The following is a 14,720-nucleotide window of genomic DNA, read 5'->3' on the forward strand; positions in this document are numbered from 1 at the left end:
TAATTAAAGTTTATAAAATTCAGAATCGAAAGCTTCACTTATATTTTTCGGTTCCTTTCTTTTTTTATGATTGAGATCGTGTCGAGTTGTGGATGACGTAACGTAAGCAGATTGCCGAGACCGTTGAAGATTTCCAATGGGCGAATTTTCTTCAATGGTACGGAATGGTGTGAATGACAAATTTTCCATCACTTCAAAATTGCCATTTTCCGGGACTTTCTGTTTGGGAATCGTAATTTTTGCAACCGTTCTGAACGGCGACAATTCTTGCGGCCATTCTTCCGTAAGATCGTTAATCGGCATTTTTTTTAAGTCTTTGCACAACTGTATTTGCAACTCAAAAGTCAGTTCGTTTTTTGCAATTTCCTTAATAATAGCTTTGCGATAGGGCCAATCTTCACTTTCAATGTCAACATCTTTTTCGGTAATGGCATTTTTGGTTTGTTCGGTTGGCACAATGCGGACTTTTGCTATATAATCGCCGTGACGAACGGCTCCCATACTGTAAAATTCATACAGGAAACTGTTTATGGAAGGTATTTTTTCAAACGTTTTTAAAGCGCCCAATTCTTTCAAAGCTTCAAAATTCGGGAATGCTTTTTTATTTTCTGTTACCCAAAGTGCTGAAAATTCCAGTTTTCCCAAAGCTCCTCTCTCAAAAAAATCATTAATGGTTAAAAACAGTTTGGAGATAAATACGTAGTGTTCGGCAGTGTTGCAAAAAAACACAGGATTGTTGATAAGGTTAAAATCCACATTAGGAGAATCCTCTTCTCCCGGAGCGAGTTTTTTTCCTTCGATTCCGAAAATTTTAAGAGCAAATCCTTGTGCATTCCCACTCAGTTTATCCGGCAAAACTCTGGAAGAACCATTCGAAAAGCGAACGACGGCTTCGTATATTCCGGGTTTGGCATAAATGCCCTGTGCTAGTTCCGGTGCGAGATTTCCCAAAATTTCTACCTCCGCCTTTAAAACGGCATATCCGTTTGCGTGTGCATCCCGGGTATGGTGCGAGATTTTGCTTATTTCCGGCGTATTTCGGATATAATCTACAATGTCTTTATTGATTTTGGCTATGTACTGGTCAAAATTTTCAGGAATTTCTTCCAGATCATAACTGTATTTTATGTAGTCGCTCATTTTTTTCGTTTTATAAGTCACTGATCCATTTCAGGGCAGAAATACTTGGGATGAAACAATATTCCCCTCCTTTTACAATATTGAAAGTCTGCAGACCTTTATACCTTTTCACAAGAGGATCTGCAGGCATTGTGAAGAGACCTTCCTTGTCCTGAACACCAATCATAGGATCTTTTTCGGAGCCAAGATTTTGAGAATTACCATCGTTCGCCCACTGTTTTTGAAGAAATTCCAATGTTCCCATTGCATTGGCACTGATTCCCATAAAATATTGTCCACGTTCTTTACCGTCATCTTTTGTAACCTCCGGTGGAACAATGTCTCCAAAAGTTACGCTTCTGCGAATGATTCTGTGCAAACGTTCATCCTCCAAAACAAAAGATTTTGAATCCCTTGGATTCATTCGTCTGATGTGAGAACTGAACGGACATTTCTTCCCAAATTCATCATTTTTAAAAGAAAAGTCATTGTTTTTCTCAGCATCATCACCCAGTGCTTTATCATCTTTATCGGGCGAAAGAACCAATGGAGCACCACTTCGCCATCTGCCCACCATTTTGGAAGCCAGCAATTCTGCCTCTTCCGGAGAATTGGTGTTTTCTAATACATATTTATTAAAATCTGCCACCTGACTTTGGTATTTTCTGAAAATCATAAATGAACCATTTTTGCCTAACACATCAGGTTTCGGATAAGGTTTGGTAATATCGCCTTCACCGGGATAACCGAGGATGAATTCACCGGCTTTTATGGGTCTGTCAAATCCGGAAGGGATTTCGATTCCGCTGCCATCTACTTCAGGATTACTGATACCATCACGGAAACCAAATACGTTTTTCACTTCCTCGGTCGCGCCAAAATCGTGACTGATTAATACATCTATACCGCTGTCACTTTCCAGTTTAGAACGAAATTCTTTAAGTTTTTCCTGCCAAGCTGCTTCACTGTCGGCAATAACTGCAGCGGCGATGTGCACATTTACATTTTTAAATGCTTTATCCCAGTTTTTAGGATCGTTTACACCGATGTCATAAAGATAAGCCGAGCGTTTTGCCATTCCTTCCTTAAACGATTCCGGAAAAGAATCCAGCGAATCTTGCGGAACGCCAATTTTTTCTAAACCATTATAGGTGAATGTTAAAAAAACAGAGGCGCCTTCGTTTTTGTGCCAATCTTTTGCGGAATTAATGAGCGGAATCAAATGTTTCAGCATCTGTTTCGCCTTTTCAGCATTTTTTATTTCTAGAAGAGCCACCGTTCCGTAGTAAGGAACGGGACGGCTTCTTAAAATCAACGCCTGAATTTCTTCTAATGCAATGGTAACTTTATTGGGATTGAAAATCCTTTTCAAAAAATCTAATGCCATCGTTTTTCTTTAATATTTGGAGGTCTATTTCTCGATTTGGTTGGCTTCATCAATAGCTTTGTTCAGCCCGGTAATGATTTTATCGTTTCTACGAACGTCATTCACCGTTAGATGAGGTACACCAACATACCAACCTGTTGCAGTAATTTGTTTGCTTAAAATAAATTCTTTCACGGATGGATCCTTAATTCCCGGCCAGCCTTCTACATTTCCGAAAATAATATCCATCAATTGCGGAATTTTTGTGGCAAAATCATCTATGTACGCATCCCAATCTCCATCGTATGCCGTGCAAAACAGAATTTTGGTATCGTTATCGAAAAGTACAATTCTCAAATCGTGAAGTGTACCCACTTTTGTCGCACCTTTTAAATTTCCGTTTGCGATCTCCATAATTTTTTTTAGATTTTCCGCACCTCCCGGCTTTAAATCTGCCATAGCGGTAAGCTCGGAAACCCGGCCCGATCGCAATCCTTTTTTTCCCGCAGATGTGGTAGAATGGTCGTAACCATCATCAATACCTTCAGAAAAATTAGCTTTAATAAGCTCTGCCGTTAATTTTAAATTTTCGAATATTGCCATATTTATAAATTTTTAACTTCAAACTTTATAAGTTAACTTAATCCTTTTACCCTCTATACGACGTGTGAATGGCTTTTGCCAATACATCGGGACGTTTCCAGTATTCGGTAACCGGCGTAACTTTTTTGTATAAATGTAGCAAAGTGTATACCGCAGTTCTTGCCGCACGTACGGAATATTCTTCGGTAAAAACCATATCTTCTGCAATTTCCACAAACTGACTGATCATTGCCAGGTTGGTACTTCCTTCAGGAACCACTGCAGGGCGGTCGGATTTGGCTCTTGGCTGGAACAAGGCATCGATATACGGCATCATACAAGGGATCACATTAATCACGCTGTCTTTGATTTCCTGTTCGTGTTTTTCAAAATGCAAATGATGGATGAATTCGGTCAGGATTTCTTCCCCGGTACAGTCGATCATCGGTTTTTTTACAAAATCACCGATTTTGTCAGGGTACAATCCATAACCCCAAAGTATCGTGGTGTCATCGCCTTGTGCTTTGAAGTGCGGTTGCGCTGCCACAACGATGGACATCCGCCATGATGAATCTTTAAAAGTCATCAATGCACCGCTTCCAGGCTTGTTGCCGCTGTATTCTTCAATTAGTTGCAGCATTTTATGACCTTTGAAAGTCGGTGTGAAAGAATACCATTTGGTTTCATCAGGCTTGGTTAAGAAAGGATCCGGATTTCCCAATTTGCCCGGTTTTTTGTCGGCAATTTTACGCCAAAGGGCAAAACTTGGCGGATTTCCGGGTAGATATTTTGCCGGTGTTTTATAGTCGCCGTTGTTGGAATTATCGGTGATGCAGCCATTGGTAAAAAATACCAGATCGCCTTCGTTTACTTTGATGATTTCGGTATTGCCTTCTGCATTGACGCATTCAACTTCGGTTACGGTAATGCCGTCACCTTCTTTGAAATGCAGGTCGGTTACGGTTTTACGCAATGAAAAATCGACATTGTATTTGTCCAAGAATTTTTTCAAAGGCAAAATCACCGATTCGTATTGGTTGTAAGGTGTTCTGGTAACGCCTTCCAATGTTTCGATTCTGGAGAATTCCAGCAGCATCCGCATCATATAACGTTGAAATTCAAAAATACTGCTCCATTCCTGCCAGGCGAAAGTGGTTTGCCACATATACCAGAAATTGGTGGTGAAGAAATGATCGTCGAACCAATCCCGAATCGTCACGTTATCCAGATCGTTTTCATCGGCAAAGAATAGTTTGACCATTTTCATACGATCCCCCGTATTGAAACCCATATCGGTAACCGGAAGTTTTGTTCCGTCTTTGTCGATCAATCTTGCGTTGGCGTGGGTTGGATTGGCGTGGTCAAAAGCGAGAATTTCATCTTTAACCGAAATATTCGGCACTTCTAACGAAGGTATTCTTGAAGTTAAATCCCAAAAGTTTTCATAGGTTTCTTCATTCAGCATCCTTCCGCCACGGCAGATGAAGCCTTTTTCCTTGCTTCCGGAGCCATCGTTGCTGCCTCCCAAGATTGGTAATGCTTCGATGATGTGAATATTTTCGCCTTTAAAGCCAGCATCTTCCACCAAATAAACGGCTCCTGCTAAACTTGCTAATCCGCCTCCCACAAAGTAGGCGTGCTTGTTTGAATTGTCTGTGCTCATTATCTTTAAATTTAATTTTTGAATCTCTTTGTTTAGACTACAAAGTTAAAATATACTATTTTTCAGTAGTATCCCCAAATTCAGTATTTATATACAATTATTTCCTCATTCTATTTTAGGATTTGTTTCCTGAATTTTTGAGGTGAAATGGAAGCATATTTTTTAAAAAAACGTCCAAATGATGAGGAAGAACTGAAACCTAAATCCAATGCAATTTCCACAATGTTTTTTTCGGGATTACCAAGTAATACATAAGTTACTTTAAGCAATGCTTCATTAATAATTTGGTGTGGCGTTTTGCCGGAATGCTTTTTTACCGCAGCGATAAGGTGTTTGTTGCTCACAAAAAGTTGGTCGGCATAATACTGAACACTTCTTTGCTCTGGAACACGTTGCTGTACTAAATGTAGAAATTTATAATAGAGATTGCTATTATCCTGTTCAATTGAAATTGACAATTCTTTTCCAGATTTTTCTATAACCGAACTGATTTCTAAAAGAAGATTAATGATAATGGTCCTGATAATGTCCTTCGCATAACGATCAGTACGGTCTTTTTGCTTGTAAAGGTAGTTAAGTAAAATAAATAGGTGCTTGGACTGAACACAATCTGCACTACAAACCGTATAGCTGCCTTTTGAGAACAAATCTAATTTTTCGATGAAAAAGGGATTTGCGATATTTTTTAACAAAAATGTATTTTCGAAAAACAGAATTTTCATTCGAAAATTTTCGGAATGCGATACAAATCGGACAATGGTAGAGGGTGCCGATACCAAAAAAGCATTTTCTTCGATGATGTACTTGGTATTGTCAATTTCAATTTCAATATGCCCCGATGTACAGATACAGAAAGTGTAAAAATCCATCTTGAATGGTTTTTTAGGTAATTCGAACATCTGATTTCCAGTAGAAACATAATACGGCTCATTGGTTTTTATATCATAGAATGACAGGGTTTCTTTCAGGCTTCCGTATTCGTTCATTATTATAACTGTTTTTTTAGCATTCTGACTAACGTTAAATTTTAATATTGATAATCAGTATTTTGTGATTTCAATATCTCTGTCAGTCAATCCAAATTTAGTGATTTGTTTTTGAATTCTTTTGGCTGCAGCAATTTTTCTTTTCTCGTCAAGGAATAGATATAGTGAAGGTGGTTGGTAGCTTTGCCCTTTCACAAGCATGTTCCAGATGATGACGGCAAGTTTGCGGGCCAGTGCAGAGACAGCAGTTGCTCTTCCTTTCTTGTAGTTCAACCTTTTGAAAAAGTCTGCGAGCCAGCCTTCTTTGAGATTACCGATGGCATTGGCAGTGTTTCGAAAGGCAATCTTGAGCCTTGAACTTCCTTTCGGGATGTGGTGGGACAGCACCTTGCCTCCGCTTATCTTGTTGTTTGGCGCAAGCCTAAGCCAGGCCGTGAACTGTTTAGCAGTGGGGAATTTCCTAATACCGTCTAGTCCGATTTCAGCAATAAGGGTCATAATCAATCCCTCACTTACCCCTTCAATAGCCATCAGATCTACACCTTCGAAGTATTGGTAAGCAATTAAATTCATATCCGTTTGGCTTACCGCATTTTTGTTTTTTCGCTTGTGCTTTTTTTTTCAATGGTATGCTGTTTCTTATGCTCGTCCTTTTCGATGAATTCCTTCAGGAGCCGGTCGATCTGCAAATCCGTATCCATGATTTGTTGCTGGAGGTGTTTGTAGGAATCCCACTCTTGCTTCAAGGCAAAGAGATAATCTTTGCGCCCATTGAACTGCAGAGCTTTTGCGATTTCCTCCTCTGATTTCCGACAATTATAATGACGGAGTTTTGCCAATTCCTCTCCCTTGTGCTCTCCGTTTAGAAAAGCTTCAATAATGCAAGATCCTGTAAGACCGACTATATCCCTTACCACAACTTCAAGCCTCATATTCATCAATCGCAGATATTTTTGCATCCTCCTGGTGCATGATGCAGATTGCTTGAGCAGGTTTTGACGGTGTCTGGAATAGGTCCGTACAGTATCCGTGTCCGAATCTGGCAAAAAACTGGCACTCAAAAGCCCGAGAGAATGCAGTTTCTGTATCCACTGACAATCTTTAATGTCGGTCTTTTTTCCTTTGATGTTTTTGGTTTGTCTGCCATTCACCAAAATCACCTCAAAACCCTGGCCCACCAAAGTGGAAAATAGGTTTTGCCAGTAAGTTCCGGTGGATTCCATTGCAATGGAGGTAACACCTTTTGAGTGTAGCCAGTTACACATCTCGAGCTGATCTTGGCTGTACACCCCAAATTCTTTTACATCCTCCGCATTTTGCCCTACAGCTGCCCAATGGCTACGGCTTCCAATGTCTATTCCCGCAGCATTGGAATTTACCACTTCGAGTGAAATCTGCTTCTTAGTTTCCATGTCTCAATTTTTTCAATTAAACCAATAAAAAGCTCCAAGGACTGCACTTTGCTAAATTTGAAATTATTCTGATCGGGATATCTGCTTATCGCAGACTCGCCATTAAAAACTAACGCCGTCTGAAGTATTACTACCAAAGACTTTTGTGCAATCTTACCTGAATTGCAGGCGGGTTTTTAAACACCATTGCTTAAACCGGTCTTTTCAAGGAGCGATTACTAAGATAAGAAATAATGGATTTGGAATATTGAATTTTTCACGCCGACTCCTCCTCGTTAGCGGCTAAAAACAACTTCGTTTTCGAGTAGAGGAATTACAGCTAACGTTTTGCAGCTTGGCGAAGTGGCGGAAATCGAAGCACAAATGTTCAGTTTTGCACAAAAGTTCAATCGAAGAACTGCTGTTGAATTTAGCACTAAACCCGCCATTTTGCCAAACTGCTGTGCTTGTTGCACAACTCAAATATAGGAAAAAACTCTTTGTTTTGTGATGTTTTTTTGGTAAATTTATATATGCAGGGACGAAAAAATTTTACACCACAATTGTTCTACGAACTTAGCTTAGATAGGCTGGTTCCTATGGATAACTTTTATAGAAAAATCAGTTTTGAAGTAGATTTTCAATTTCTCTATTCAAGCACCAAACAATACTACGGACAGCCAAATGGCGGCATTATCTTAAAATTTAAAGAAACTACTCAAATTTTCTGCCCGAAAAAAAAAGCAAAGCTCAAATTCAAGACCTTCCCAAAGTAAAGTCTTGGCTTTTCCCAAAACTTCAAAATACGACCTTCATATCCCTGAATTAAGAGCCTCAAAATCCTAAAAATCTACCCACCAAAAAAGCAAAAACCTCTCTAAAATCGCTTCTAAAGAGGTCATATTTATTTATAAGTTTTAAAAAATAGGAGTTGTGCAACGGTTACCAATGTTACCTGCTGGCATTCTTGTCAAGAGTTTGGTGATATGGTCGATACTATTTTGCATTTGTCACATTTAAAGTCGTACAGATTATGTAATTGAGTTTTTAAGTCCCATTTTTTACTGCAACTTGGACAAGGTCTTGTTAATTGGTCGCCTTTAGACTTTTTATAATTATGTAAATAGTAATAGGTCGGAATTGAAGTTAGTTCTTCAATTTTTCTGCATATTCCAACTCCCTGTTTGGAAAGCTGTGAAGTTATTTCTTGCATCTGATTTAAAGCCCAACGTTCTCCAACTTCGCAATTCATTTGTAAGCTGTCACAAGAAATGTAATTTGTCTCCCAACTCAAAATCGGCATATATCCAAAGTCATAATATGCAGGCAGTAGATAAAGCGGTACTGATTTATTACAAGTCCCACAAGTCAACGGTGATTCAATTGTCACATAGTTTGTAATAAGAATATAGAAGTCGGACTTTTTACATTTACAAGGTGTCTTGTAGCTGTCGTAAGATTTGCCTACCGTCTTAAATGTTAGTTTGGAATTGCAAAGTTTTTCAATTTTTTCACTTTGTCGATTTACATAGAAGTTATTTAATTTTTTGTCGAGTGAGTTTTTTTCAAGTGTGAAAGGCAAACAAACTATTTTGTCATTTTCGATATACTGGGATTCAATTCTTCCCTGTGTCTGACCGTTACCACGATAGAAGGACATTAGTAACCCAAACTCGTCGACAAGTTTGTCTTTGTCCGTTTTGGTTTTTATGTCAATTGATATTTCTTGAATGTACATTGTCGTCTTTTATGCTTGCAGGTAACGGAAAAAGTATTGGCGAAGTGCGGGCTTAATTTGAACGACTGTTCAAGTTCAGACCAAACGGAGCCGATGCTTTTTCAGATTGTCTAAATTAAGAAAAAAAACAATATGAAAAGCAGCGGCGGCGAAAAATAACAAATCTTTCTATTATACATTCAACCCCGCATTTTGCCAATACAATGTGCTTGTTGCACAACTCAAATATAGTGAAAAACGCTTTGTTTTGTGATGTTTTTTTGGTAAATTTATATATGCAGGGACGAAAAAAGTTTACACCACAATTGTTCTACGAACTCAGCTTAGATAGGATGGTTCCCATGGATAATTTTTATAGAAAAATCAATTTTGAATTAGATTTTCAATTTCTATATTCGAGCACCAAACAATACTACGACACAGAAGGTCATCAAAGTATTGATCCGGTTGTGTTTTTTAAAATCTTATTGGTAGGTTATCTCAATAATATCAATAGCGACAGGGCTTTGCTTCGTTTTTGTAGTAATTGCTTAGATGTGCGATTATTTTTAGGATATGATCTGGATGAAGAACTTCCTTGGCACAGCACTATTTCTCGTACAAGAGGGCTTTTGGGAGAGGATGTTTTCCTGCAACTCTTCAGGCAAATCCTGAGTTTATGTATAGAAAAAGGAATGGTGAGAGGCAAACGTCAGGCGGTAGACTCCGCTTTCATCAAAGCCAATGCGAGTATGGACAGTTTGGTGGAGAAAGAAGTTTTAGACGATGCGAGTGCTTTTGTTAATGAACTGGAAGAAAATTCTGAGTATAAAGTGACGCCCACGCGTAAAAAACTCGTCAACCAGCACCACAGCTGGAAAGAAGAAGCTTACAAAGGCATGCCTGGGAATACTAAAAGCGAAAGAAAAGATGAAGATGGTAACGCAATTCGTCCCAAATTTTTAAGTAACCATACGCATTATTCTCCCACAGATCCCGATGCAAAAATCTCTGTAAAACCAGGGAAAGCCAGACAGTTGAATTATTCGGGACAAGTTTCAGTAGACGATGCTCATCACCTAATTACAGGAGCCTGCGGAAGTACTTCCGGGAGTAAAGATTCAGCAATTTTTAATGAAATTATGGATCAGACTTTAGCCAATTTTAAAGAAAACAACTTACAACCCGATGAAATTTTAGCCGATGCGGGTTACAGTAGTGGAGAAAGTTTAAGCTATTGTCAAAAACGCGGTATTAATGCTTTTATTCCCAATTTTGGACAGTACAAATCTCATCGTGAGGGTTTTGTTTTCAATCAAGCAGAAAACCGCTACGAATGCACAAAAGAAGGAGGCAGTAATGCTTTTTTACCATTCAAAAAAGAAGCGATCGATTCTAAAGGCTACACAAAAAAAGTCTACCGAAGCAGCGAAAAAGATTGTGGGAAATGCCCACTTAGAGAGGGTTGTTGTGGGAAAGTTACGAAATTTAAAAAGCTTGACGACAGCATTCACAAACCCCTTTACGATGCCATGCACGAAAAGCTGAACAGAGATAAAAACTATACAACATACCTCACCAAACGCCGGAGTTCTACCGTGGAGCCTGTTTTGGGCACGCTTATCAATCATCATTCGATGAAACGCATTAATGCTCGAGGCATAAAATCTGCCAACAAGCATGTTTTGATGGCGGCATTATCTTATAATTTAAAGAAACTACTGAAATTTTCAACCCGAAAAGCAAAAAGCAAAGCTCAAATTCAAGATCTTCCCAAAGTAAAGTCTTGGCTTTTCCCAAAACTGCAAAATACGACCTTCATATCCCTGAATTAAGAGTCTCAAAATCCTAAAAATCTACCCACCAAAAAAGCAAAAACCTCTCTAAAATCGCTTTTAAAGAGGTCATATTTATTTATAAGTTTAAAAAAATAGGAGTTGTACAACGGTTACCCTTGTTACAGGCAGTGTTTCATTCTCGTCTGCTGCTGTAAGTTTTATCTTGTTGATTTTTTTGAGATAAATAGGTAGTAGGTTGCTTTTAAAACAATAAAAATTGTAAATTTACAAGACTGGTTCTAGACTTCACTAAGCGATATATTATAGTCTAAATTAATAATGGGTGAACAATTAAAAAACAAAATTATGGCAAAAGCAGATATTGGTCTTACACCAAAACAAACAGAAATCCTTGCAGAAATGTTAGAGCCTTTATTGGCTGATGAATTTTTACTGTACCTTAAAACCCGTAATGCACATTGGAACGTGGAAGGATCGGATTTTCATACGGTACACGTCTATTTTGAACAACTTTATACGGAATTGGAAAACGTAGTAGATGAAGTTGCTGAAAGATTAAGAAAATTGGGACATTATGCACCTGCAACGATGAAGCAATATCTTAGTTTAACGCATTTATCGGAACAAGGAGATGGAAAAAACGATAGTTTGAGCTATATGAAAAATCTTTTGGCAGACCACGATGCAATTATCGTCTATCTTCGGGAATGTATTGTAAAAATTGGTGATGAAGTAGAACTTGCTTACGGAACAAGCGACTATCTTACCACGTTAATGGAGCAGCACGAAACTACAGCTTGGATGCTACGTTCGCATTTAAAATAATATATCATCATCAAAAAGGCTATTCTCAAATCAGAGAACAGCCTTTTTTATTGAAACATTTTTAAAATACAATTATAGTAAAAATAGTATTCCTGCTGAAAATTCTATATATATGGATTTTCAGCAGGTTTTTTATTTCTTCAGAAAAAACAAAGTCAAAGATTTTGCTCCTTGTGCACCACGAACCAAAACCGCTCCGATGTCGGCAGTTGCTGATGGTCCCATTACAAAACAGCCGTAGTTCACATCGAATAAACCGGGAGTATTGTAAGCAGTGTGCATATTTTCGGTAATATTGGCAGGGTCTAATAGCACGGCTAAATGCTGCGACAAAAACCCGATAGCATTCACTTTCAGCGATTTTTCCGTTACCCAAACCATTCCCATTTCTGCAACGCCAAATTCAGCCCGGAAAATTCCCAAATCCACATCTGCCAAATCTTGCGGACGAGCGATTTTGTTGATGTCTTTATTTCCTTTCCACTCATCGGTAGCTGAACAAACAACTTTTGTGTCAGACAGTTTTTCCTGCATTATTTTTTGAGCTTCTTCCACAGAAGAAACATCGTAAAAATCTACCGCTGCCAATTTCAGATTTATTTCAAAAAGGGATTTCAAATCCACATTCTCCTTTTCGTAAGTCGGGATTTTTGGGTATTCGGTTTTGGTGCGTTTTTTCAAACTTTCCCGTACCGATTGTAAAAATTCTTGTTTATTGCTCATTGCTTTTTCTGTTTTTAATATACCAATCCCTAAAAGTTTCTTTCTTTACATCGGGCAGTTTGCGGTGTGCCGCCCAAGGGTCGAGGGTTTTGTTTTCGGTGATGGCTTCGGGTAAAATATTGATAGCATTATATGCTACTTTTTCTACTACACGGAACAACTTCGGATTGCTCAATACTACGCCTGCTGCTTTAAACGCCATTCTCCGGCTGAAATCGACTTCCTTGTTTTTCATCATCACTTTACGCCAGTCCATAATCTGTTCGGCAATGTTGATGTGTACTGGGCAAACTTCGGTACACGAACCGCATAAAGACGAATGATATGGCAATTCGGAATATTTTTTTGGGTCAAAAGTGGGGTCAATAATAATACCAATCGGTCCGGAATAAGTAGCACTGTACGCCAAACCGCTGCTTCGTCTATATACAGGACAGGTATTCATACAAGCACCGCAACGAATACATTTCAGCGAAGTCCAAAATTCGTCCATCGCCAAACGTTTGCTCCGTCCGTTGTCTGTTAAAATAATGTGCATTTCCGAACCTGCTCTCGGTCCCGAAAAATGCGAAGTGTATTGCGTAGCCGGAGTTCCCAAAGCACTTCTAGATAATATGCGTATGAAAACACCCAAATCTTCTACTTTGGGCAATATTTTTTCAATACCGATACTGGCAATGTGTAAAGGCGGTAAACTTGCGGTGAGGTCGGCATTTCCTTCATTGGTACAAACAACAAAAGTTCCAGTTTCGGCAATAGCAAAATTTCCTCCCGTCATTCCCGCATCGGCAACCAAAAATTTTGGTCGGGCATTGTTCCGCATAGCGGTATTTAATGAGCTTGGGTCGGTATCGTTAGGATCTGTTCCAATTTTTTCTGCGAACAATTTTGCTACATCTTCTTTGGTTTGATGAATGGCCGGCATTACAATATGACTGGGAAGCTGATCCGACAACTGTTGTATCCGTTCTCCCAAATCGGTTTCTAATACATTTATTCCTTTTCCTTCCAGAAAAGGTGTCATTCCGCATTCTTCTTGCAACATCGACTTACTTTTGATGATGTTCTTTACATTATGGCTGCTCAAAATTTCGTAGGCAATGGCATTATGCTCAATGGCGTCTTTTGCAAAATGAACTTTGATGCCTCTTTTTTCAGCATTCTCTACAAACTGCTCAATGTATTGGTCTAAATGTGTAAGTGTATGCTCTTTGATGGTAGAAGCGAGATTTCGCAATTCTTCCCATTCGGGAATTTCGGAAGCGGCTTTATCTCTTTTTACTCTTGCATTCCACAGGTTTTTGTCGTGTTCCGTTACGTGAACATCGTCCTGATAGATGAATGCCGCTGCGTTTTTTTCTATATTGACTTTTTTCATTTTCTATTTCTTTTTTTTTGTCAATTAACTTCGTGTCTTCTTTATCAAAAAGGTCCGTTATTCAGCACCTGAGCCACGTGTAGAAATTTCAATCCGGTTTTTTCTTTGTCCGAAACGCCTTTTTGGTGCATCAGGCAAGACATATCTGGCGAAACAACGTATTCAATTTCGTTACGGACATAATCCGAAACTTTGTCTTGTCCCATTTTGGCACTTACTGCTTCATCGGTTACACAAAACGTTCCGCCAAAACCACAACATTCATCGGGTCTGTTGATGTGTTTGATATTGATATTCTGAATGGTTTTCAAAAGTTCTTCTGTTTTATTGAAGCGAGGTTCCTGCCATTCGGAGCGAGAACTGATGTGCAATCCCCTGATAGAACTGCAACTGTTGTGAATGGCGACTGTATGCGGAAATGATAAGTCAGAAAAATCCGTGATTTTCAGAACATCTGTGAAAAACTCCACTAACTCAATTGTTTTTGCCCGCATTGCCGTTACTTTTTCAGTTTGCTCGATGGCATCGAAATGAAGTTTTATTTGTTTCACGCAACTTCCAGCAGGACCAACGATATAATCTACGTCCAAATCCTGAAAGTTTTGAGCAAAAACTTTTTCCATCTTTGCCGAATTTTTCTGATCTCCTTCATTGGCAGTCGGCTGTCCGCAACAGGTTTGATTAAGTGGAACGACAACTTCTATGTTGTGTTTTTCTAATAATTCCAACGTGGCAATTGCAACTTCGGGATAGATAAGGTCTATATAACAAGGGACAAAAAGTGCTACTTTCATAATATTTTTGAAAAATTTTTCAAATTAAATTTACGATATTGTCAGTCTTAAATTTTATTCGTTAGTAATTTGGAATGATTATAGATTTGTAATTAAAATTCCATTGGTACTTCCATTACGAGAACCCAAGCCCATTCCTTTCCTGCATCAACTCTATCATCATTCAACACCTGCAATGCACCAAAGTGCATACGTTCGGGATTGTGATAATTTGCAAAACTAAACGTGTGATAGGATTATAACTAGCCTTGTCTTACGTGTTCTCTTGTTTCTACTTTGTTCAATATTGTTTTTGCCATATTGATTAAATTTTTATTGAATGTCCGTTTACCTACCTAAAGCTTCGACAAGTTCAGCTTGAAAATTTTGATAATCAA

General features: G+C 38.6%; 14 protein-coding genes and 1 pseudogene. 3 read left to right on the top strand and 12 right to left on the bottom strand.

The window, feature by feature from the left end; all coding sequences use genetic code 11:
• Window positions 1-3: 3 nt before the first annotated feature.
• The 7 genes from BA768_RS11350 to BA768_RS21490 all read right to left on the bottom strand — a co-directional run bounded on the left by BA768_RS11350 (window position 4) and on the right by BA768_RS21490 (window position 7,128).
• A complete protein-coding gene (locus tag BA768_RS11350) occupies window positions 4-1,140 on the bottom strand; it encodes a catalase family protein (RefSeq protein ID WP_065720865.1) in 1,137 nt (378 codons plus the stop codon).
• A 10-nt stretch (window positions 1,141-1,150) separates the two neighbouring features.
• On the bottom strand, window positions 1,151-2,506 hold the full coding sequence (locus BA768_RS11355) for a Dyp-type peroxidase (protein ID WP_065720838.1): 1,356 nt from the start codon (window positions 2,504-2,506) through the stop codon (window positions 1,151-1,153).
• A 24-nt stretch (window positions 2,507-2,530) separates the two neighbouring features.
• A complete protein-coding gene (locus tag BA768_RS11360; RefSeq protein ID WP_065720839.1) occupies window positions 2,531-3,088 on the bottom strand; it encodes a hypothetical protein in 558 nt (185 codons plus the stop codon).
• A gap of 46 nt (window positions 3,089-3,134) precedes the next feature.
• The gene (locus tag BA768_RS11365) at window positions 3,135-4,754 is read right to left on the bottom strand and encodes an oleate hydratase (protein ID WP_228388397.1); all 1,620 of its coding nucleotides are present in this window, start codon (window positions 4,752-4,754) and stop codon (window positions 3,135-3,137) included.
• Between the two features lie 86 nt (window positions 4,755-4,840).
• Window positions 4,841-5,716 carry a helix-turn-helix domain-containing protein gene (locus tag BA768_RS11370; RefSeq protein ID WP_065720841.1) on the bottom strand — a complete coding sequence of 292 codons (876 nt, stop codon included), beginning with the start codon at window positions 5,714-5,716 and terminating at the stop codon, window positions 4,841-4,843.
• A gap of 54 nt (window positions 5,717-5,770) precedes the next feature.
• Entirely contained in the window at window positions 5,771-6,289 is a 519-nt protein-coding gene (locus BA768_RS21485) for a transposase (RefSeq protein WP_228388391.1), read from the bottom strand.
• An 11-nt stretch (window positions 6,290-6,300) separates the two neighbouring features.
• On the bottom strand, window positions 6,301-7,128 hold the full coding sequence (locus BA768_RS21490; RefSeq protein WP_228388393.1) for an IS110 family transposase: 828 nt from the start codon (window positions 7,126-7,128) through the stop codon (window positions 6,301-6,303).
• Between the two features lie 512 nt (window positions 7,129-7,640).
• On the opposite strand from BA768_RS21490, the gene BA768_RS11380 reads away from it, so the two are divergent.
• A complete protein-coding gene (locus BA768_RS11380) occupies window positions 7,641-7,883 on the top strand; it encodes a hypothetical protein (protein WP_123947105.1) in 243 nt (80 codons plus the stop codon).
• A gap of 194 nt (window positions 7,884-8,077) precedes the next feature.
• On the opposite strand, the gene BA768_RS11385 is transcribed toward BA768_RS11380, so the two are convergent.
• A complete protein-coding gene (locus tag BA768_RS11385; protein WP_065720843.1) occupies window positions 8,078-8,845 on the bottom strand; it encodes a Zn-ribbon-containing protein in 768 nt (255 codons plus the stop codon).
• 275 nt (window positions 8,846-9,120) lie between these two features.
• On the opposite strand from BA768_RS11385, the gene BA768_RS11390 reads away from it, so the two are divergent.
• Together BA768_RS11390 and BA768_RS11395 are read left to right on the top strand one after the other, a co-directional pair.
• Complete coding sequence (locus tag BA768_RS11390) at window positions 9,121-10,659, top strand: IS1182 family transposase (protein ID WP_065720866.1); 1,539 nt, start codon at window positions 9,121-9,123, stop codon at window positions 10,657-10,659.
• A gap of 309 nt (window positions 10,660-10,968) precedes the next feature.
• Complete coding sequence (locus BA768_RS11395; RefSeq protein ID WP_065720867.1) at window positions 10,969-11,448, top strand: Dps family protein; 480 nt, start codon at window positions 10,969-10,971, stop codon at window positions 11,446-11,448.
• Window positions 11,449-11,580: 132 nt separating this feature from the next.
• Here BA768_RS11395 and BA768_RS11400 read toward each other — a convergent pair whose 3' ends face one another.
• The 4 genes and pseudogenes from BA768_RS11400 to BA768_RS21055 form a co-directional block, all read right to left on the bottom strand.
• A complete protein-coding gene (locus BA768_RS11400) occupies window positions 11,581-12,171 on the bottom strand; it encodes a lactate utilization protein C (protein ID WP_065720844.1) in 591 nt (196 codons plus the stop codon).
• Window positions 12,161-13,549, bottom strand: a complete 1,389-nt coding sequence (locus BA768_RS11405; RefSeq protein WP_065720845.1) for a lactate utilization protein B — start codon at window positions 13,547-13,549, stop codon at window positions 12,161-12,163. Before BA768_RS11405 ends, BA768_RS11400 begins: the two co-directional genes overlap by 11 nt.
• Before the next feature lie 44 nt (window positions 13,550-13,593).
• Window positions 13,594-14,343: a (Fe-S)-binding protein gene (locus tag BA768_RS11410; protein ID WP_065720846.1), complete on the bottom strand. Its 750-nt coding sequence runs from the start codon at window positions 14,341-14,343 to the stop codon at window positions 13,594-13,596.
• Window positions 14,344-14,483: 140 nt separating this feature from the next.
• A pseudogene (locus BA768_RS21055) lies at window positions 14,484-14,642 on the bottom strand (pirin family protein); the annotation flags it as partial.
• Between the last annotated feature and the right edge of the window lie 78 nt (window positions 14,643-14,720).

It is taken from the genome of Chryseobacterium sp. CBo1, assembly GCF_001693475.1.
Taxonomy (GTDB): domain Bacteria; phylum Bacteroidota; class Bacteroidia; order Flavobacteriales; family Weeksellaceae; genus Chryseobacterium; species Chryseobacterium formosense.